Origin of the sequence: Geodermatophilus amargosae (genome assembly GCF_041028265.1) — a bacterium.
Classification (GTDB): Bacteria; Actinomycetota; Actinomycetes; order Mycobacteriales; family Geodermatophilaceae; genus Geodermatophilus; species Geodermatophilus amargosae_A.
On sequence record NZ_JABGCW010000003.1, the window covers coordinates 171,224 to 190,396 of the forward strand.

Below are 19,173 nucleotides of genomic sequence, written 5' to 3' on the forward strand. Positions count from 1 at the left end.
GTGGTCGGTCGCGGGTCGACGGGACCCGCGGCCGACCGCGGTGAGGGGACGGCGGGTCAGCCGGCGGAGGGAGGCAGGTCGGCGCGGCGGAGGCCGGCGCCGCGCCCCTCGAGGTTGCGCGACCCGCGCTGGGCGAGCCGGTACAGGTCGTCGGCCCGTTCCGTCGTCCAGTGCCGCTTGACCCACTCCTCGTCGAGGTAGCGGTACTGCTCGTCGAGCACGGCCGGCCGGAAGTCCCGGGCCCGGCGGTTGTACTCGTCGATGTCCAGTCGCCCGGCCGACGTCGTCCAGAGCCCGGTCTTGGCGTCCAGGCTGCTCGAGCCCGAGAGGCGGTCCCCGACGGTCGGGGCGTGGTCGTCGTCGACGAGCACCGAGTACGGGATGCCGGTCAGCATGTTCTGGTTCAGACCCGAGTACCGGGCCATCGAGTACTCGCTGGTCTTCTGGTGGGGGAAGCCCAGCAGGCCGACCATCTCGGCCAGGTCGTCGCGGCCGTACTCGTCGTTCAGCAGTGGCTTGAACCGCTGGGCGCGGTCGTCGACGGTGAGCCAGTCCTCCTGCCGGTAGGTACCGGCCAGGTGGGCGAAGTCCTTCGCGACCGAGGAGTACACCAGCGCGCCGGCGTCGATCATCTGCTCCCGTGACCAGGTGGCGATGCGCTTCCACAGGTCGGCCGTGGCCTCGTTGAGGATCTCCCGGTACTGCTCCATCGTCTCGGCGAGCGTGTCGGCGTTCTCCATGCCGACCGGCACGTAGCCGTCGGTGAGCGCGTCCGAGGTGTACATGCCGACCGCGGCGATGTTCGCGGCGTCGTACGCGGGCTCGGCCTCGAAGGACGCCCAGTCGTCCATCAGGTGGAAGTTGGTGTCCTTGAAGACGATGGGGATCGTCAGGTTCGCGAACGGCAGCCGGGTGGCGATGCCGTCGAGCCACGGGTAGTCGCCCTCGGTGAGCTCGAAGAAGTCGCGCACGATGAGCTGACGGTCGTCACCGAACGTGTACGGGCCGCTGTTGTGCAGCCCGATCCGGCACTCGCAGTGCGCCAGGAACGCGTACTGGGACAGCTGCGCGACCAGCTTGGTCGCCGCCGTGTGCAGCCGGTCCCCCGGCGTCACCCCGTGCAGGTCCGCCTCGAAGACCTGCAGCGTCCGCTCGGGCAGGTACTGACTGCGGTCGCCGAACTCCTTGTTGGTCAGGTGACCGTCGTTGCGGTGGTAGGCGAGGTTGAACCGGCGGGAGAAGTCGAGCACGTCGACGACGTCGTCCACCGCGTCGCTGGGGCCGAGCAGCCCCCAGTTCATGAGCATCTCCCGGCCGATGAGGTAGAAGGCCGGCATGCCCCAGGCGGCGTTGACCGTGTTCACCTTGAGGCTCACCTCGCGGGCGCGGTCGCCGAGTTCCTCGGCAGGGGTGGCGGCGTCGATCTCGCGCAGCAGCGTCGGCCACCGGTAGAAGGCGTTGAGGTAGCTCAGCAGCATGTACGGGTTCATCGGGAAGAGCTTCGATTCCTGCACCGTGCGGGTGATGCACAGCCAGTACGTCGTGTCGCTGAGCCCGCGCAGGTAGTTGTTGGTCTGCAGGAGCGAGGGGTAGGTCAACCTCGGGTTCCGGGCCGTCCCGGGCAGGTGGCTGGCGGTCATGGCTCAGGCCTCGCTCTCGACGATCCAGATCCGGGCGTGACCGGTGTCGCCGGTCTCGTACGCGTCCGCCGCAGGCGGGGCCGCGGTCACCTCGATCTCGACGACGTCGCCGTCCCTCAAGGTGTCGATCCTGCTGTTCATCACGGTGGGGACGTCGTACTCGCGGGCGAGGATCCCCAGGTGGGAGCGCACGGTGCCGCCCAGGCAGATGACGCCGGCGAAGTGCTCGATGATCGGTGCGGTGAGGGTGCCACCGGAGTCGTCGATGACCGCGATCGTGCCCTCGGGGACGCCGTCGGCCAGGTAGTCCATGACCTGGTCGATGGTGGAGATCAGCGCGACCGGGCCGGTCACGTCCGCGGTCTTGCGGATGACGTTGTCGCCCACGCCGACCTGGCGTCGGCCGTCCACTGCGGCGCTCTCGTGGAACCCGGCGGCGGCCCGCTCCGGACGCTTGTACTTCTCCGGCTCCGACTCCATCGACACCGTGGCGGAGAAGTCGAAGCGATAGCCGGAGTCGAGCGCGTCCTGCTCGACCGCGCGGGCGTCGTCCTCGGAGAAGAGGTCGTACGTCCGCTCGAAGACCACGTCCTTCCAGGCGCCGCCGGTCGCCGCGAAGCGTTCGGCGACCCGTTCGCGGACGGCCGCGTTGAAGCGCGCGGGCAGGGGCAGCATCTCGGTCGTCCCCCACTTGGGGGGCGACACCGCGGGTTCGGACATCGTCACCTCTCTGTGTCGTGTCGCTGCGGGCCGGCGCCGGAGCGGCAGCCGCCGTGTCGCCGGAGGTCCTGCCGCCTCGGCCGCATCCTGAGGAGCGGCCGCGCGGCTGTTCACCTGGTCGAAAGGTAGGTAGCGTCGGAGATGTGACCCAGTCCACGTTGGGGGACATTCCTGGACGGGGTGCGCGCCGTCTCCCGCCGCGGGCCGCGTTGCGCCCGGTCGACTACGAGCGGGCCTTCGACGTCCTCGAGAGGTGCGCGACGGCGCCCTCGCTGCCGGACTTCCGGGAAGAGCTCCTCGAGTCCCTGAGCAGCACCTTCGGGCTGCGGCACGTGTCGTTCTTCGCCGGTGCGACGTTCGGGAGCACCTTCGGCGACACGGCGCCGCTCACCGAGGGCCTCACGGTGAAGATGCTGCCGGAGTACCACGACCGCTGGTCGCGCTACGACCTCTTCGGCACACCCGCGGCGATGCGCCAACTGGTCACCACCGGTGTCTCGTCGCTGGCCGAACTGCGGGCGCAGGCGGCCCTCCCCGCCTCGGCCGACGCCTACGTCCGCCACTTCCTGCAGGCGACCTGGGGCATGCAGACGGCGGCGGCGATGCGCCTCGAGCTGGTCGGCGGGCACACGGCGCTGGTGGGCATGTTCGACTCCTCGCCCGACCGGCTGGGTCACCACGAGCTCGCGACCCTGCGCCTGCTCAACCGCCAGCTGTCCGCCGTCACCCGGCGGCTGCCGGTGTCGCGGCGGCACGCCGCGCTCGCCGGCCTGTCCGAGCGGCAGCGCCAGGTCGTCCGGCTGGTGGCCGACGGCCTCTCGAACGCCCAGATCGGGGAGACGCTGTCGCTCGCGGAGGACAGCGTGAAGAAGTACGTCAGCCGGATCCTGACGTCGACGGGCTGCCAGTCGCGCATGGAACTGGCCCTGCTGGCCCGCGCGTACGCCTGACCGGCCGGCTGCGGACACGGGACGAGGGCCGCCGACGGATGCCGGCGACCCTCGTCGGGGTGGCTCAGAGGAAGGAGGAGTCCCGGGTGAGCCCGTAGCGGGGGTGCTCGCCGATCACCATGGACTCGAAGATGCCGTAGCCCTCCGCGTCCCCCTCGCGGACCCGGATGACGCAGTCCCGCAACTGGTGGACCTCCCGCGCCGTCTCGGCGTCCGAGACGTCGGCGTACCGCTCACCGTCGAGGTGGGAGGGGCCGTGCCACTGGCCGTGCCGCTGCCCCTTGAACCCGAAGTAGAGCCCGGTGCCGAGGTGGAAGCCGGTGTCGCCGGCCGGCTCGATCTCGACGGTCCGCGTCTGTCCCCACCCGGCGTCGAAGGTCATCTTGCCGCCGAGCAGCCGCCGGTTGACCGGGTCGTACTTGAGCTCGTCGCGCAGCCCCTGCAGCGGCGTCTGCGTGCCGTCCGGCTGGTTGACGAACCCGGAGAAGTACGTGGTCTCACCGTCCACGGTCTGCAGGTAGTGGTGGATCTCGTAGCTGCTGCCGTCGGGACGCCGCAGGTACATGGGACTCCAGGTGAGGGTGAAGTCCTGGTCGAGCCGGTTCAGCCGGTGTACGTCCGGCGGCGGCTCCCCGACGTCCATGCGCACACCCCAGGAGTGGTCGCGGAAGCCGAACCAGTCCTCGTCCCCGACCTCGATGCGTTCCCCGTCGATCCACAGGGTGCCGCTGACCGTGGACGCCTGGTGGTAGCGCAGCAGGTCCGAGCAGATGCGGGCGCCGAACGGCTCGCGCTGGGCGTCCTTCGCCTCCAGGAAGGGCGGGAGGACACCGGTCACGGTGAGGTCGAACCGGATGGGGACGACGTCGTTCTCGGCGAGGACCCAGCGGACCTGCCGGAGTGGCTCGAGCACCTCGTAGTCGAGCGGGCCGACGCCCACCCGCTGCGGGTCGAGGTCGAGCTGCCGGCTGGCCCGCACCGTCAGCTGCTCCGTGCCGCGGGAGACGCCCGCGAACATGTCGATGACGTTGCGGTTGTGGTACTTGCCGATCCCGACGTCGACCTGGATCGACCCGTCGCGGGCGAACAGGGACGACCACAGCTTCTCGGTCCAGGACGTGTCGGCCTGGCTGATCGTCGCGAACGTCTCCGGGGTCTGGTGGCAGAGCAGCTCGTCCGCGGGGACGAGGCGCTGCATCGCTTGACGCATGGGTGTCCTTTCCTGACCGGGGAGGGCGGAGCGCTAGCGGATCGGCGAGAAGGCGCCCGGCATGTCGTTGGCGACGAGCGCGCCGCCGAAGATGGCCGCGGCGTGGTCGTCGTCGTCGAGGGGATCGGGGTGGAGAGCGAGGGTGTCCGGCGAGATCGACCAGTCGATCCGGTCAGTGACCCCGGCGACGTCGGCGAACGGGCGCAGCCCGGCCGTGTACATCTGCGTGGCCGAGAAGATCCGGGACCTGCGGTCCATGTCGGCGAACTGCTGGTAGACCGCCAGGTGGGACCTGCTCAGCTCGGTCGTGACGGCGGCCCAGTCCTCCGGGCCGAGCGACCGCTGCTGCCCGTCGGCCGTGTGCCCGACGACCGCCGCGTCGGTGACCGCGCCGAACAGCTGGTCGGGCTCGGTGAACGTGGTGCCCCAGTCGTTGATCTCGAAGCTGGAGAAGGCACCCGGGTCGTAGGTGAGCACCAGGGACAGACCGGCGAACGGAGGCCGCAGGTCGGTCGCCCACGGATAGGCGAACGCGCTCGGCCCCAGGGAGAGGTAGTCGCGCACGATCGTGTGCCGGCCGTCGGGCTGCACGTACGGCCCGGAGTCGTAGATGCCGACCCGCGAGTCGGTGAAGTACAGGAACGAGTACCCGGCGACCGTCGCGTTGAGCCGCTTGAGCGCCTTGGCCTCGTCCGCATCGAGCCGCTGCGACGTCGCGGTCAGCCCGGCCACCACGTCCGGGGACAGGTACCGGTTGGTGAAGCCGGCGTCCTTGTTGTCCAGGGTGCCGTCGCCGCGGTGCGCCAGGGTGAGCCGCCGCCAGAAGTCGACGACCGTGCGGATCTCCTCGGTCCGCTCGTCCGGCCGCAGCCGGCCCATCCTGATCAGGCACTCCCGGCCGCACAGGTAGTGGTAACCGACCATCCAGATCCACAGCGGGCTGACCTGGTTGGGCGCCGTCCGCAACCGCCGACCGATCTCCTCCGCCGGCACCGCCGCGTCGATCGTCGCCACCCGCTGTGCGTAGGTGTGGAAGTCGTCGATCACCGACAGCGACATGTACGGCAGCATCGGGAACAGCTCGGAGGTGAACGACGACCGCCGGGTCATCTCCGGCTTGAAGGCCCGCCCCATGTGCTGGACGAGCTCGTCGAGGCGTTCGTCGGTCAGCGGCTCGGCGATGAGGGCGTCGAGGTCCGCGGGGCCGACGTCGACGTCGAAGTCCTTGACGCCGATGTCGTCGCCGACCCGGCGGACGTAGGCCCACCACCGGTCGGACACGTCCGCGGCGGCGGGCGTCGCGGACGGCGCCTCCCTCGCGGCCGCCCCCTCCCCCGCAGCCGTCGAGATCAGGCCGCCCTGGCCGTCCTGCACCGAGAGCGTGAGCTCGGCGCCGTCCTCGGGGACCTCGACCAGGTCGGCGCCCACGAGGCAGGGCACCTCGAACTCCCGGGACACGATCGCCAAGTGGGAGCGCAGCGTGCCGTCGCGGGCGACGATGCCGCCGAGCCGCCCGAGGATGGGCGAGAGGAACGTGGTTCCGCCGGACTCCACGAGCGCGATCGTCGACTCCAGGTCGGAGTCGATCGCCTCGATGACGTCGGACGGCGAGCGGAACCAGCGGGCCCGGCCGGTGATCGGGGCGAACGCGTAGGACGGGACGCCCTTGCCGATCTGGGACATGGTCACTCCTCGGCGCCGAGGGGACGGAAGCAGCCGTCCCGGTCCTGGGGGACGAAGACGCCGCCGATCAACTGCAGGGCCAGCTCCGGGTCGCTGAAGCGGCCGTAGGACTGCGCGATGCGCGGCGTGACGGTCCAGTCGATCTCGTCGAAGCAGCCGGCCAGACGCGCCCAGGGCTTGAGTTTCCAGGCGTACATCTGCGTCGCGTAGAGGTTGCGCTCCTCCGGGTCGGTCTCTGCCAGGCGCTGGTAGAGGGTCCGGTGGGCGCTGCGGATGGCCTTCGTCGCCGCCTCGATCTCGTCCGCCCCCAGGGGGCGCAGAGTGCCGTCGTCGGTGCAGAAGACCTGGGTCTCGATGATGTCGCCCTGGTAGTCGCTGGGGCTGAACCAGGCGGTGCCCCAGACGTTGTTGTCCATCCGGACCGAGCCCGGCAGCCGGTGGGCGATGACGAAGTGGTGGTACGGCAGGGTCTCCCGGATGCCGTCGACCCACGGGAAGTCGCCGTCGCGGTCGGTGCACGTCTCCCGCAGGGCGAGGAACGACCCGTCCTCCAGCACGTAGGGCCCGGTGTCGCAGACGGCGGTGCGGGCATCGCAGTTCTCGAGGAAGGCGTAGGCGGTCAGCCGCGCGCCGAACTTGCGGATCGTCCCCTTCACGCCGTCGTCGGCCGGGCGCAGCTGCCCGCGGATCTCCTCGAGCAGCGACCCCCCGATCACGTGGGAGCTGTTGGTCGGTTCAGCGTCCATGTTGAACAGCACGCCGTCCGTGCGGGCGGCGATCGTCGCCTCCCGCCAGAAGCGCAGGACGGTCAACTGGTCCTGCAGGCCGTCCGCGAGGCCGTTCTCGCCCAGGTCGACGAAGAGCTCACGACCGGTCAGGTAGTGCAGGGGCATCGCGGCGAGGTTGATGAAGCTGCGCTTGTTCCCGATCGGCAGGTCCCGGCGGACCAGCTCGGACGGGGTGGCGTGCTGCAGGATCGTCCTGAGCCGGTCGGGGACGCGGAGGTGGTCCTCCATCATCGACATGAGGATGTAGGTGTTCATGCCGAACAGCTCGGACTCGAACACCGTGCGTGCGGAGAGCTCGGACTTGTAGGCGGCGCCGGCTCTGTGGACGAGCCAGTTCCACTCCTGCAGGGACGGCTCGTAGGTCGGGTCGGTGTAGAGCGCCGTCAGGTCGGCCGGCGTCTCGAGCGAGAGCGTCATCCCGTCACCGCCGCGCTCGCCACCGAGATCCGGGCCGTCTCACCGTCGGTCAGGTCGAGGACCACGGGGTCCCCGTCGGACACCGTGCCGTCCAACTGTGCGGCGAGCACGCACGGCACGTCGGACTCCCGCGACAGGATGGCCAGGTGGGACTCACGGCTGCCGGCCGTGCACACGATCCCCTTGAGGTCGGGCAGGATCGGCGACAGGAAGGTCATGCCGCCCTTGTTGACGAAGGCGATCGTGTCCTCGAGGTCGTCGTCGTCGATGGACAGGACGTCGGACGTGTCGTTGAACCAGCGGGCCGTCCCCCTCACCTGACCGGCGGTGAACAGGGTGGTCCCGGTGCCGACTACCTGGAGATCGTCGCTCATCTCTGCTCCGTCCCGCCCCGACGCCGAGGCGATGGGTCGACTGGGCGCCTGTCGGCGCAGGCCAGACGCTAGGAGCGCGCCAGAATGTGACCCAGTGCACTTTGGGGGACAGTGCCGGTCCGGAGTCGTCCGGCCGGTGGAGCGCGGCGGCGGGACCGCCACCGGCGGAGGCCGCGTGGCGCGTCGGCGAGGGCCGGAGTCCGGACCGTGGACGACGCGCGTCGCTCCGCGCGACCACGTTGAGCAGGACGAGCCACCGGAGTAGGAACCGGGCACCCCCCTGCCCCCAGGAGGCCGCCGTGGGTCGCAGACACCGTCTGCTCCGCTCCGGGATCGCAGCCGCCGCGGCCGTCGCGGCCGGCGTGCTGACCCGATCGATGGTGAAGTCCGTCAGTGCTCCCGAGGCGGGACCGATGGCTGCCTCCTCGAGTCCTCGTGCGGGTGACCCTGACTGATCCAGCGGCATGGTCCGGCTGTCCGAGGGGCACGACACGCCGCGTGGAGGACGACTGGAGGTCCCTGCTGGCGGACCTGCCGCTCGAGCAGCGGCTGAAGGCGCTGGCCGTGTACGAGCTGGCGAGCGATCGAGCGATGGGCCAGCCGTTCGAGACGGCGGTAGCCACCCTGCGCGCCGCGGCCACCGCCGAGGGGCTCGATGCAGGTCACCAGTGGATCCCGGCGGCCGCGGCGCGCATCAGCGCCGACACGGGCCGCTGACCACGTAGTGCCGCCGAGCGGGTGGACCGGTCAGCGCTCGCGATGCTCCGGCGCGCCCCGACGTGCTCGCGGCCGTCGTCGACCATCCAGCCGTGAGGGTCGGCGCCAGCGGATCCCCGACTGCGGCGTCGGCGTCGGCGTCGCCGCTGGCGGTCAGTGGAGGCCCTTGGCCGCCTTCTTCCCCGCCTTGCTCTTCGCCTTGCTCTTCGCCTTGCGCGGGCTCTTGCCGCCCTTCTCTCCAGCCTGGTCCCGCTTCTTGCCTGCCTTCGTGCCGGCCTTCTTCCTGCCGTCCGCAGCTGCGTCGGCGGCGACCACGACCGTGTCCGCGGGGGATCCGGACGCGGCGGCCTGCGACCTCTCGCCCTGTGGCGTGGGAACGCCGCCCTCGACGTCGACCGAGCCCGGCGACACCGTCACGCCGTCGGCCCGCGTGAGCAGGGTCTTGAACCCGGTGCCGGCGCGGAAGACGGGAACCACGGACGCCCCCACCCTGATCGCCTCCCCCGTCCGCGGATTGCGAGCCGTACGTGGCGCCCGCTCGCGGCGGTCGAAGGTCCCGAACCCACTCAACGACACCCGCTCACCGCGGGCGACGCTGCCCTCGATCTCCTCCAGCACCCCGTTGACGGCAGCCACGGCCGTCGTGCGGTCCCCGCTGAGCCGCTCGGTCATCCTGGCGATGAGGTCGGACTTGTTCACACGCGCGCTCCATCTCGTGGCGGTCACGGAGCGGTCCGGTGCAGCGGACAGCGCGTTCAGCAGAACTGCTCCACCCACCAGGCACAACACGGGGAACCGCTCGCCGCGGGGCCGCGTGGGTGCCGCGTGGCGCCGGCAGTGTCACCGCTGGACGTCCGCGGGGCGCCCGTGGACGACCGCTCCGGAGGCGCAGCGCTGTGCGACTCGACGCCGCATCCGGCCCGGCTGCGCGCCGCGGCCCCTCCGGCCACCGTGCGCCGCACCGCGCGGGACTCCTGGCAGCTCCAGGGCGACCCACCTCCTGGACTCCGACGACGTCGTGGTCCGGGCATCCTCCGCTCGGACGGGACCAGGCCCCGAGCCGGCGCCTCAGGGACACCACGCAGAGGTGGGCGGCGTTCGGTGCAGGTGCCCGGTGCCAGGCGTGCGGTCAACCGCCGCCCCGGGAGGGCGGCTCGTCGTCTGCGCTGTCTGCTGCGAGCAGGGCCGCGCTGGTCACCGACCGAGCAGCCAGTGGCGGAACTCCTCTTCCAGGCGGCCCATCTCGGCGTCGTACTCAGGCGTGTGGACGAGGCCGCGGCGCCGCTCCGCGTCCCATGCCTGGAGCGGGCGGAACTGCTTGGGCAGTTTGCGGACGCGGCTGTACGGGGTGTCGGAGTCGGTCATCCGCGCATCGTGCTCTCGGAGCGGAGACCGCGGAAGAGACGGCGGGGCGGGCGGCGGCTGCCCCGCCGTGAGGGCGGATCCTGCGGTCTGCGTCGCGGATGACCGGCTGACATCCTGATCCCGTCGCCGATCGACATGAGACCCACGTGACCAGCGGTTTCGACTCCTCCGAGCCGGAGTTCGACATCGAGGCGACCGTCGACCGCGCGATGGCGTCGACCAACAGGACCTGCAGCCCTCGCTCGAGGACGCGCAGGAGGTCGTCGACGAGGTCCGTGCGGGCAGGCCGTTGGTCGCGCCCGGCGACCTCGTGGACCAGGTGACGCGCGGGAACCGGATGAGGGCGGCCCGGGCCGTCTCCCTCTCCCTGCCGTCGATCCTCCCGGGGGTCGGGACGGCGATCTCGGCTGCGGCGGTCCCGGTCGCCCTGAGGGAGGTGTCGCAGGAGGCGGTGAGTGCGACGGTCGACGTCGGACTGCTGTCCGACAGGGACCTCACGGACCCCGAACCGACCCGCGTCGCCGTCCTGCTGGTCCTGGTGCGTGGCGTCCGAGGACCGCGTCGGGGCGGATCCTCCCGGTCTTGTCGAGCTCGACCGCTCCCTCCGTGGTCCGCCGGCAGGGTCTTCGGGCCCGCTGGACCCGTGCCGGTCACCGTCGAGTCGATCCCCGAGCGTGAGGTCGAGCAGGAGCCCGGGTCCTGAGCCGGCCCGTCGGCCGGTCGGCGCCGCCCACAGCGCCGCGTGACCTGCCGCGCCAGGCCGGCGACCCGGCCCCCGGCGTACCGACGGGATGCTCCCGGCCGTTCCCCGCGCTGCCCTTGCCCTGCCGCCCGCAGCGCAGGATGCTGCCCGCATCCGCTGCCGGGGCGGGTGGCGTCGTCCGCTCCGGCTCCGGTCCAGGTACGAGGCGTCCGCGCCCGGGCCCCCAGGAGGAGCCGGTGACAGCCACCGAGAGCCGCACGAGCAGGACCGGAGACAAGCTGTCGGGCCGGGTGGCCTTCGTGACCGGCGGCACCCGGGGGATCGGCGCGGCGATCTGCCGCAGCCTGGCCGCCCAGGGCGCCGACGTCGCGGCCGGCTACAGCGGCAACACCGAGCGTGCCGAGATGTTCGCGCAGGACTTCACCGGGGCCTATCCGGAGAGCCACGTGAGCGTGCACCGCGGCGACATCGCCAACCCGGACGACTGCCGACGCACGGTCGGCGAGGTGATCGAGCAGCACGGCAGGCTCGACATCCTGGTCAACAACGCGGGCATCACCGCGGACCGCACGGTGCTGAAGATGACCGACGACGACTGGCGGCGGGTCATCGACGTCAACCTGTCGGGCGCCTTCTCGCTCTCGCAGGCCGCGCTCCGGCACATGCTCGAGCGCGGCAGCGGACGCATCGTGATGATCTCCTCGGTCATCGGGGAGACCGGCGGCATCGGCCAGTCGAACTACGCCGCGGCGAAGGCCGGCCTGCTCGGGCTGACCAAGACGCTGGCCCGCGAGGCCGCGATGCAGGTGCAGCGCTCGGGCGGGTCCGACGGCGTGGGCGTCACCGTGAACGCCGTGACGCCGGGCTACACCGCCACGGAGATGCTGGAGAGCGTGCCCGAGAAGGTGCTCGACGGGCTCAAGGCGAAGATCCCGGTCGGCCGGCTCGGCCAGCCCGAGGAGGTCGCCCGGGTCGTGCACTTCCTGGCCGCGGACGCTTCCGGGTACATCACCGGGCAGGTCTGGGGGGTCAACGGCGGCCTGGACATGTAGCCGCCGGGCGTCGGCCACCCACCCCGAGGAGAGGTACCCGCGTGTTCGACCGCATCGCCGTCGTCAACCGAGGCGAGCCCGCGCTGCGGCTCATCCGCGCGGTGCGGGAACTCGACGCCGAGCACGGCACGCGGACCCGGGTGGTCGCGCTGCACACCGAGGCCGAGCGCCGGGCGACGTTCGTCCGGGCCGCCGACGAGGCGGTGCAGCTGGCGGGGACCGGCGGGGTGAACCCCTACCTCGACCACACGGAGCTGGGCCGGGCGTTGCGGGTCAGCCGTGCCGATGCCGCCTGGGTCGGCTGGGGCTTCGTCGCCGAGGACCCGGCCTTCGCCGAGCTGTGCGCCGGACTCGGCGTGACGTTCGTCGGGCCGCCGCCGGAGGCGATGCGGCTGCTGGGCGCCAAGATCGAGGCGAAGGTCCTCGCGGAGAAGGTGGGCGTGCCGGTCGCAGCGTGGAGCCGGGGGCCGGTGGAGGACCCGGAGGACGGCCGGCGGCACGCCGAGGTCATCGGCTACCCGCTGATCGTCAAGGCGCGCAGCGGCGGCGGGGGCCGGGGGATCCGCGTCGTCCGCTCCCCCGGCGAGCTCGAGGAGGCGCTGGAGCGCACGCGGGGGGAGGCCCTGCGCAGCTTCGGCGACCCCGTCGTCTTCATGGAGCGGCTGGTCGAGGGCGGCCGGCACGTCGAGGTCCAGGTCATCGCCGACCAGCACGGCACCGTCTGGGCACCCGGCGTGCGCGACTGCTCGGTGCAGCGGCGCAACCAGAAGGTCATCGAGGAGTCCAGCTCGCCGGCGCTCGCCCCGGAGCAGGACGCCGCGCTGCGCGAGTCCGCGATCGCCCTGGTGCGCGCCGCCGGGTACGTCGGCGCCGGCACGGTCGAGTTCCTCTACCAGCCGCAGGAGCGGCTCACGACCTTCCTGGAGGTCAACACCCGGCTGCAGGTCGAGCACCCGGTCACCGAGGCGACCACCGGGCTGGACCTGGTCAAGCTGCAGCTGCACGTGGCGGCCGGGGGCCGCCTCGAGGGCGACCCGCCGCCCCCGATCGGGCACGCCGTCGAGGCGCGGCTGACCGCCGAGGACGCCGAGCAGGGGTTCGCGCCCGCACCCGGCCGGGTCGAGCTGCTGCGGCTGCCGACCGGGCCCGGCATCCGGGTCGACACCGGCCTCGGCGTCGGCGACGCCGTCCCGCCGCAGTACGACTCGATGATCGCCAAGGTCATCGCGTGGGGCCGCGACCGTCCCGAGGCGCTCGCCCGCCTGAGCTGCGCGCTGCGGGAGACCACCGTGGTGCTGCGCGGCGGCACGACGACGAAGTCCTTCCTGCTCGACCTGCTCGAGCGCCCCGAGGTCGTCGAGGGCACCGCCGACACCGGCTGGCTCGACCGCGCCGGCGTCATCGGCGGTGACCGGGCCGCCGCCACCGCGTGGGTGGCGCTGGTGCAGGTGGCCGCCGACATCGCCGCGGCCGAGGAGGCGCGCGAGCGGCAGGCCTTCCTCGTCTCGGCGCGGGGCGGCCGGCCGCGGGCGCCGCACGAGGTCGGCCGCACCGTCGAGTTCGGCATGCGCGGGCAGGTCCACCGGCTGACCGTCGCCACCGTCGACCGCGACCGGTATCGGGTCGGGCTCGACGGACGGACCGTCGACGTCGAGGTGGACCGGCTCGGCCCGCTCGAGACGCGGCTGACGGCGGCCGGCCAGCGGTACGCGGTGGTCGCCGTCGAGGCGCCCGGGTCGACGCTGGTGGAGGTCGACGGCGCGACGCACCGGGTGGGCCGCGACGTCGGCGGGGTGGTCCGCGCGCCCGCCCCGGCCGTGGTGGTCGCCGTCCGCGCCGCGCCCGGCGACGAGGTCGAGGCCGGGCAGCCGGTCGTCGTCCTGGAGAGCATGAAGATGGAGACGGCGGTGCGGGCGCCGTTCGCCGGCCGGGTCCGCGAGGTGCGGGCCGTGGTGAACAGCCAGGTCGACGCCGGCGCGCCGCTGCTGCTGCTCGACCGGACCGGAGGTGACGCCGAGGAGTCCGTGGGTGAGCGGGTGGCCCTCCCCGGCGGCGACGCGGAGCCCGACGGCGACCCCCGCGCGCGGACCCTGTCCCTGCTGGCCGAGCTGCGCGCACTGGTCACCGGCTACGACGTCGACGCCGGGCACGCCCGGCGGCTGGTCACCGACCACGCCGCCGCCCGGGCCGAGCTCCCCGCCGACGACGCGCAGCTGCTGTCGGCCGAGCTCGACGTGCTGGTCACCTTCGCCGACCTCGCCGAGCTCTCGCGCAACCGGCCGGCCAGCGAGGAGGAGGAGGAGGCCGACACGCAGGTCCACAGCCCGCGCGAGCACTTCCACTCCTACCTGCACTCCCTCGACGCCGAGCGCGAGGGGCTGCCGGAGACCTTCCGCGCGCGGCTGCGGCGGGCGCTGGCGCACTACGGCGTCCAGGACCTCGAACCGGGCCCCGCGCTGGAGGAGGCGGTGCACCGGGTCTTCCTCGCCCAGCAGCGCACCGCCGAGCAGCTGCCCGCCGTCTCCGCGCTGCTCGACCGCTGGCTGACGGCCGACCTGCCTGCCGGCGGGCCGCTGCGCGGGGCGGTGGCGGAGGTCCTCGACCGGCTGGTGCTGGCCACCCAGCTGCGCTACCCGGCCGTGGGGGACCTGGCCCGGGCCGTCCGCTTCCGCCACTTCGAGGAGCCGGTCGTCCGGGCGGCCCGACAGGAGGTCGTCGACCGGGCGGCCCGGCTGCTCGACGAGCTCGACGCGGCCGGCGCACGCGGGGACACCGCGGAGAGCATCCGGCGGATGGAGGCGCTGGTCGCCAGCCCCGAGCCGCTGGTCCGGCTGCTGACGCAGCGCTTCGACCGCCCGACGTCCGTCCCGGACCCGGTGCTCGAGGTGCTCACCCGCCGGTACTACCGCAGCCGCAACGTCGAGGACGTGCGCTCCACCCTGCTCGACGGGGACACCTGCGTGACGGCGGAGTACGCCCTGGGCAGCGGCCGGCTGCGCCTGCTGGCGCTGATGACCCGCGAGCCGCGGCTGCCACAGGCGCTGGCGGCGGTGGCCGGGGTGCTGGCCGGCGTCGACGACCCGGCGCAGACGGTCGTGGACCTCTACGTGGACTGGCCCGACCGCCCGGCCGACGCCGACGCGCTGTCGGACACCCTGCGCGACCTGGTCGGCGGCGTCCCCGCGCTGCGCGCCGGGCGCCGGGTCACCGTCACCGTGTGCACGCCCGACGGCGAGGTCGAGACGCTGACCTTCCGCCCGGACGGGGAGGGCCGGCCGGCCGAGGCCCGGCTGCTGCGCGGCCTGCACCCGCTCACCGCCCGGCGGCTGGACCTGTGGCGGCTGGAGGCGTTCGACGCCGAGCGCGTGCCCTCGCCGGAGGACACGCACCTGCTGCACGTGACGGCGAAGGACCACCCGAACGACGAGCGGTTCATCGCCCTGGCCGAGGTCCGCGACCTGACGCCGGTGCGCGACGAGCGCGGCGAGGTCGTCGGCTTCCCCACGGTCGAACGCCAACTGCTGTCCTGCCTGGACGGCCTGCGGCGGGCGCAGTCGCTGCGGCGGTCCCGGCGACCGCTGGAGCACAACCGGATCCACCTCTACGCCTGGCCCTCGATCGAGGTGCCGCTGGCGGAGGTCGCCGAGTTCGCGCGCACCGCGGCGCCGCTGACCCTCGGTGCCGGCCTCGACCAGATCGTGCTGCTGGCCCGGTTGCAGGAGGAGGAGGGCCGCCCGCCCCGCGACGTCGCCCTGCGCTTCTCCAACCGCCCGGACACCGGTGTGCGGATGGCGGTCACCGACCGCCCGACCACGCCGCTGCGCCCGCTCGACGACTACACCGAGAAGGTGCTGAGCGCGCGGGCCCGCGGCGCCCCCTACCCCTACGAGCTGGCCCCGCTGCTGGCCGGCTCCGGTGGGTCGTTCGTCGAGCACGACCTCGACGACGACGGCCGGCTGGTCCCCGTCGAGCGTGCACCGGGACAGAACCGGGCGGGCATCGTCGTCGGCCTGGTGAGCACCCCGACGGCGCGCTACCCGGAGGGGATGACCCGGGTCGCGCTCTTCGGCGACCCGACCAGGGCGCTGGGCACCGTCGCCGAGCCCGAGTGCGCGCGGGTGGTCGCGGCCCTCGACCTCGCCGAGGAGCGGGACATCCCGGTCGAGTGGTTCGCGCTCTCGTCGGGTGCGCGCATCTCGATGGACAGCGGCACCGAGAACATGGACTGGGTCTCCCGCGCGCTGCGCCGGATCATCACGTTCACCCAGGCCGGCGGCGAGGTCAACGTCGTCGTCACGGGCATCAACGTCGGCGCGCAGCCGTACTGGAACGCCGAGGCCACGATGCTCATGCACACCCGGGGCATCCTGGTGATGACGCCGGACAGCGCGATGGTGCTGACCGGCAAGCACTCCCTCGACTACTCCGGGGGCGTCTCCGCAGAGGACAACTTCGGCATCGGCGGGCACGACCGGGTCATGGGTCCCAACGGGCAGGCGCAGTACTGGGCGCCCGACCTCACCGGCGCGCTCGACGTCCTGGCCCGGCACTACGACCACACCTACCGCGCGCCGGGCGAGCGCTGGCCGCGGCCGGCCGGGACGTCGGACCCGCGCGACCGCGACGTCCGGTCCTTCCCGCACCAGCACCCGGACAGCGAGTTCACCACCGTCGGCGACGTCTTCTCCGCCGAGGTCAACCCCGAGCGGAAGAAGGCCTTCGACATCCGCACGGTGATGCGCGCGGTGACCGACCAGGACCACCCGGTGCTGGAGCGGTGGGCCGGCATGGCCGACGCCGACACCGCCGTCGTCCTCGACGCCCACCTCGGCGGGCACCCGGTGTGCCTGCTGGGCGTGGAGTCCCGGCCGATCCCGCGGCGCGGCAGCCTGCCGGCCGACGGGCCCGACCAGTGGACGGCGGGCACGCTGTTCCCGCGCTCGTCGGCGAAGACCGCCCGTGCGATCAACGCCGCCAGCGGCAACCGGCCGCTGGTCGTGCTGGCCAACCTGTCGGGCTTCGACGGGTCACCGGAGTCGCTGCGCAAGCTGCAGCTGGAGTACGGCGCGGAGATCGGCCGGGCCATCACCAACTTCGACGGCCCGATCGTGTTCTGCGTGGTGTCCCGCTACCACGGCGGCGCCTTCGTCGTCTTCTCCGGCGCCCTCAACGACCAGATGCAGGTGCTCGCCGTCGAGGGCTCCTACGCCTCGGTGATCGGCGGCGCCCCGGCCGCGGCCGTCGTCTTCTCCCGCGAGGTGGACCGGCGCACCGCCGCCGACCCGCGGGTGCGCGAGCTGGAGGCCTCCCTCGGCAGGGCCGACGCCGTCGAGCAGGCGCACCTGCGGGCACAGCTGGCCGGCGTCCGCAGCGCCGTCCGCTCCGAGAAGCTCGGCGAGGTCGCCGCCGAGTTCGAGGCCGTCCACGACATCGAGCGCGCCCGCCGGGTGGGCTCGGTGCACGACATCGTCCCCGCCGCCGACCTGAGGCCCCGCCTCATCGCCGCCGTCGAGCGGGGGATGGAGCGCGCCGCACGTACCTGACCCACCCGACTGGAGGACCGCTCGTGAACGCCTTCGTCCTGAACCGGCACGGCCGGATGGTGTTCCCCTCGAACGTCATGCCCGAGCTGGACTTCTCCACCCTGGAGACGCTCGAGCAGCTCGACGACGTCATCCGCCGCGACTTCGAGACCAAGGCCCCCAGCGGCACCGACATCCTCGCCAAGGTGCGGACCGACGCGTACGACACCCGCTACGACCTCATGCGCGACCTCGCCCTCAACCTCTTCTGGGCCAACCGCTTCTCGATCACCATGTACGACAAGCGGCCCACCCGCTGGGGGGACCTGCCCCGGTCCCGCGAGGACGTGTTCCTGCCGGTGCTGCAGCCCTGGGAGGACGGCGAGACCAAGATCGCCGCCGTCGAGCAGGCCTATCCCCAGCTGCCGGCGAAGTGGGACGCCGAGGTCGAGGACCGCGTCTTCGCCGTCCTGTTCGACGTCTACGGCTCCCGACGGCACCAGGCCACCACGCTGCCGGCGGTCAAGCCCACGGTCGCGGAGTTCCTGGAGCACTCCGGGGCGCTCACCTTCCGGCTGCGGTCCTACGACCCGGACTTCCCGGTGTACGGCCACGACGACATCGTCGACTGCGACGAGGACGTGCCCGAGCTCGAGGCGCTGCACCGCTGGGCGATGGTGCTGCACAACCAGTACCCCTGGGACCGGTCGCAGGTGGAGCTCGCCGAGGCGCGCCAGCTGCGCGACGACGACTGGGTGGTGGCCTTCCACCCGCGCGATCGCGAGGTCCGCGGGTTCCTGCGCCGGCTGCGCGCCGGTGCCCCTCCGCGGCACGCCCCGGCGCCGCGGGAGTCCCGCCCGCCGGTGCGGCCGTTCGACGCGGTCGACGTCCGGCAGCGCTTCGCCGTCCGCCCGCGGCTGGAGGCGCTGGTGGCCGTGCACGGCGACCAGGTGTGCGGCAACGACGACCTGATCCGCAACAGCGCCTACAACTGGTCGCCGATGAGCGCCGAGGAGATCGCGGCCAAGACGGGGATCGAGCAGCGCCGGTACAGCTCGCTGCCGCTGGAGGAGCTCGCCCTGCGGGCCGCCGAGGAGGCGCTGGCCAAGGCGGGCCGCGAGCCCGACGAGATCGGCGCCGTCCTGGTGTGCACGTGCACCAGCTCCCGGCTGATCCCGTCGCTGGCCACGTACCTGTGCGGCCAGCTCGGGATGCACCAGGTGTACGCGGCCTACGACCTGATCGCCGCCTGCGCCGGCATGCCCTACGGCGTCGCCGACGCCACGCGGCTGCTGCAGGAGGTGCAGCGGCCGGTCCTGGTGGTCTGCGCGGAGAAGTTCTCGGACAAGATCGGCAACGTCCGGACGTCGCGGATGATCTTCGGGGACGGCGCCGCCGGCCTGGTCGTCGGCCCGGCCCCGGACGGCGCGGACGGCGACATCGACGTGCTCAAGACCTACGCCAGCGGCCCGGCGAGCGAGGTCAACTCGATCCTCTGGCCGAACCCGGAGTTCGACAACAACATCACGGTGTTCGGGCCGCAGGTGAAGGCTCTGGCCGGTCGCTACCTGGCGCAGATGATCGCCGAGCTCGAGCAGCTCCCGGCGCCCGACGGCCGGGACGGGTCCCTGATGGACGCGATCGACCTGATCGTGCCGCACCAGGCCAACAAGACGATGGTGATCCAGCTGGCCGAGCGCGCGGGGCTCTCGGCCGACCAGCTCTACTTCGACATCGAGCAGGTGGGCAACACGTCGTCGGCGAGCATCCCGCTGGCCATCCACGACGCCGTGCGCGACGGCGTGATCACCGAGCCGGTGCGGGTCTTCGCGCCGGGCTTCGGCGCGGGCGCCGTCGCCGGGTACGCGGTGCTGCGCGTCGACCCGGCGGTGGTGGCCGTGTCGACGTCGTCGGTGCCTGCCCCGTCCGACGACGGTGCGGCCGCCGTCCGGGCGACGACGTCGGCGTCCGAGGACGTGCGCGAGGCGTTCGGCTGACCAGGCGTCGGGCCGGGCGAGGGGTCCCGGAGCTG

The 19,173-nt window shown here is 72.8% G+C and carries 13 protein-coding genes; 5 read left to right on the forward strand and 8 right to left on the reverse strand.

What is annotated here, in order from left to right; genetic code table 11:
- Positions 1-56: 56 nt before the first annotated feature.
- On the reverse strand, positions 57-1,640 hold the full coding sequence (locus HLV61_RS04160) for a hypothetical protein (protein ID WP_369253128.1): 1,584 nt from the start codon (positions 1,638-1,640) through the stop codon (positions 57-59).
- A gap of 3 nt (positions 1,641-1,643) precedes the next feature.
- Positions 1,644-2,360: a PEP-utilizing enzyme gene (locus HLV61_RS04165; protein ID WP_369253129.1), complete on the reverse strand. Its 717-nt coding sequence runs from the start codon at positions 2,358-2,360 to the stop codon at positions 1,644-1,646.
- A gap of 143 nt (positions 2,361-2,503) precedes the next feature.
- Between HLV61_RS04165 and HLV61_RS04170 the strand changes: the two genes are divergently transcribed.
- The gene (locus tag HLV61_RS04170) at positions 2,504-3,310 is read left to right on the forward strand and encodes a response regulator transcription factor (RefSeq protein WP_369253130.1); all 807 of its coding nucleotides are present in this window, start codon (positions 2,504-2,506) and stop codon (positions 3,308-3,310) included.
- A gap of 64 nt (positions 3,311-3,374) precedes the next feature.
- Here the strand turns inward: HLV61_RS04170 and HLV61_RS04175 are convergent, their stop codons facing one another.
- The 4 genes from HLV61_RS04175 to HLV61_RS04190 are packed head-to-tail and all read right to left on the reverse strand — an operon-like array spanning position 3,375 to position 7,782.
- Positions 3,375-4,520 carry a hypothetical protein gene (locus tag HLV61_RS04175; RefSeq protein ID WP_369253131.1) on the reverse strand — a complete coding sequence of 382 codons (1,146 nt, stop codon included), beginning with the start codon at positions 4,518-4,520 and terminating at the stop codon, positions 3,375-3,377.
- A gap of 33 nt (positions 4,521-4,553) precedes the next feature.
- Positions 4,554-6,203: a PEP-utilizing enzyme gene (locus tag HLV61_RS04180; protein ID WP_369253132.1), complete on the reverse strand. Its 1,650-nt coding sequence runs from the start codon at positions 6,201-6,203 to the stop codon at positions 4,554-4,556.
- 2 nt (positions 6,204-6,205) lie between these two features.
- Positions 6,206-7,408 carry a hypothetical protein gene (locus tag HLV61_RS04185; protein ID WP_369253133.1) on the reverse strand — a complete coding sequence of 401 codons (1,203 nt, stop codon included), beginning with the start codon at positions 7,406-7,408 and terminating at the stop codon, positions 6,206-6,208.
- Positions 7,405-7,782, reverse strand: coding sequence for a PEP-utilizing enzyme (locus tag HLV61_RS04190; RefSeq protein ID WP_369253134.1), 378 nt, complete (start codon positions 7,780-7,782; stop codon positions 7,405-7,407). Before HLV61_RS04190 ends, HLV61_RS04185 begins: the two co-directional genes overlap by 4 nt.
- 498 nt (positions 7,783-8,280) lie before the next feature.
- Here HLV61_RS04190 and HLV61_RS04195 point away from each other — a divergent pair, with 498 nt between their 5' ends.
- The gene (locus HLV61_RS04195) at positions 8,281-8,499 is read left to right on the forward strand and encodes a hypothetical protein (RefSeq protein ID WP_369253135.1); all 219 of its coding nucleotides are present in this window, start codon (positions 8,281-8,283) and stop codon (positions 8,497-8,499) included.
- 153 nt (positions 8,500-8,652) lie between these two features.
- Here HLV61_RS04195 and HLV61_RS04200 read toward each other — a convergent pair whose 3' ends face one another.
- On the reverse strand, positions 8,653-9,198 hold the full coding sequence (locus HLV61_RS04200) for an HU family DNA-binding protein (protein ID WP_369253136.1): 546 nt from the start codon (positions 9,196-9,198) through the stop codon (positions 8,653-8,655).
- Positions 9,199-9,693: 495 nt separating this feature from the next.
- Positions 9,694-9,864: a hypothetical protein gene (locus tag HLV61_RS04205; RefSeq protein ID WP_369253137.1), complete on the reverse strand. Its 171-nt coding sequence runs from the start codon at positions 9,862-9,864 to the stop codon at positions 9,694-9,696.
- Between the two features lie 939 nt (positions 9,865-10,803).
- Between HLV61_RS04205 and HLV61_RS04210 the strand changes: the two genes are divergently transcribed.
- Genes HLV61_RS04210 through HLV61_RS04220 form a run of 3 tightly spaced genes read left to right on the forward strand, consistent with a single transcriptional unit; the run spans position 10,804 to position 19,138 of the window.
- Positions 10,804-11,619, forward strand: a complete 816-nt coding sequence (locus HLV61_RS04210; protein WP_369253138.1) for a 3-oxoacyl-ACP reductase family protein — start codon at positions 10,804-10,806, stop codon at positions 11,617-11,619.
- A 41-nt stretch (positions 11,620-11,660) separates the two neighbouring features.
- On the forward strand, positions 11,661-17,162 hold the full coding sequence (locus tag HLV61_RS04215) for an ATP-binding protein (RefSeq protein WP_369253139.1): 5,502 nt from the start codon (positions 11,661-11,663) through the stop codon (positions 17,160-17,162).
- A gap of 23 nt (positions 17,163-17,185) precedes the next feature.
- Complete coding sequence (locus HLV61_RS04220) at positions 17,186-19,138, forward strand: 3-oxoacyl-ACP synthase III family protein (RefSeq protein ID WP_369253140.1); 1,953 nt, start codon at positions 17,186-17,188, stop codon at positions 19,136-19,138.
- Positions 19,139-19,173 lie beyond the last annotated feature (35 nt).

Excerpts from the sequence above, each read along its gene's own strand:
- HLV61_RS04185 (WP_369253133.1), bottom strand. The coding sequence starts at position 7,408 with ATGACGCTCTCGCTCGAGACGCCGGCCGACCTGACGGCGCTCTACACC.
- HLV61_RS04160 (WP_369253128.1), bottom strand. The coding sequence starts at position 1,640 with ATGACCGCCAGCCACCTGCCCGGGACGGCCCGGAACCCGAGGTTGACC.
- HLV61_RS04205 (WP_369253137.1), bottom strand. The coding sequence starts at position 9,864 with ATGACCGACTCCGACACCCCGTACAGCCGCGTCCGCAAACTGCCCAAG.
- HLV61_RS04175 (WP_369253131.1), bottom strand. The coding sequence starts at position 4,520 with ATGCGTCAAGCGATGCAGCGCCTCGTCCCCGCGGACGAGCTGCTCTGC.
- HLV61_RS04190 (WP_369253134.1), bottom strand. The coding sequence starts at position 7,782 with ATGAGCGACGATCTCCAGGTAGTCGGCACCGGGACCACCCTGTTCACC.
- HLV61_RS04165 (WP_369253129.1), bottom strand. The coding sequence starts at position 2,360 with ATGTCCGAACCCGCGGTGTCGCCCCCCAAGTGGGGGACGACCGAGATG.
- HLV61_RS04180 (WP_369253132.1), bottom strand. The coding sequence starts at position 6,203 with ATGTCCCAGATCGGCAAGGGCGTCCCGTCCTACGCGTTCGCCCCGATC.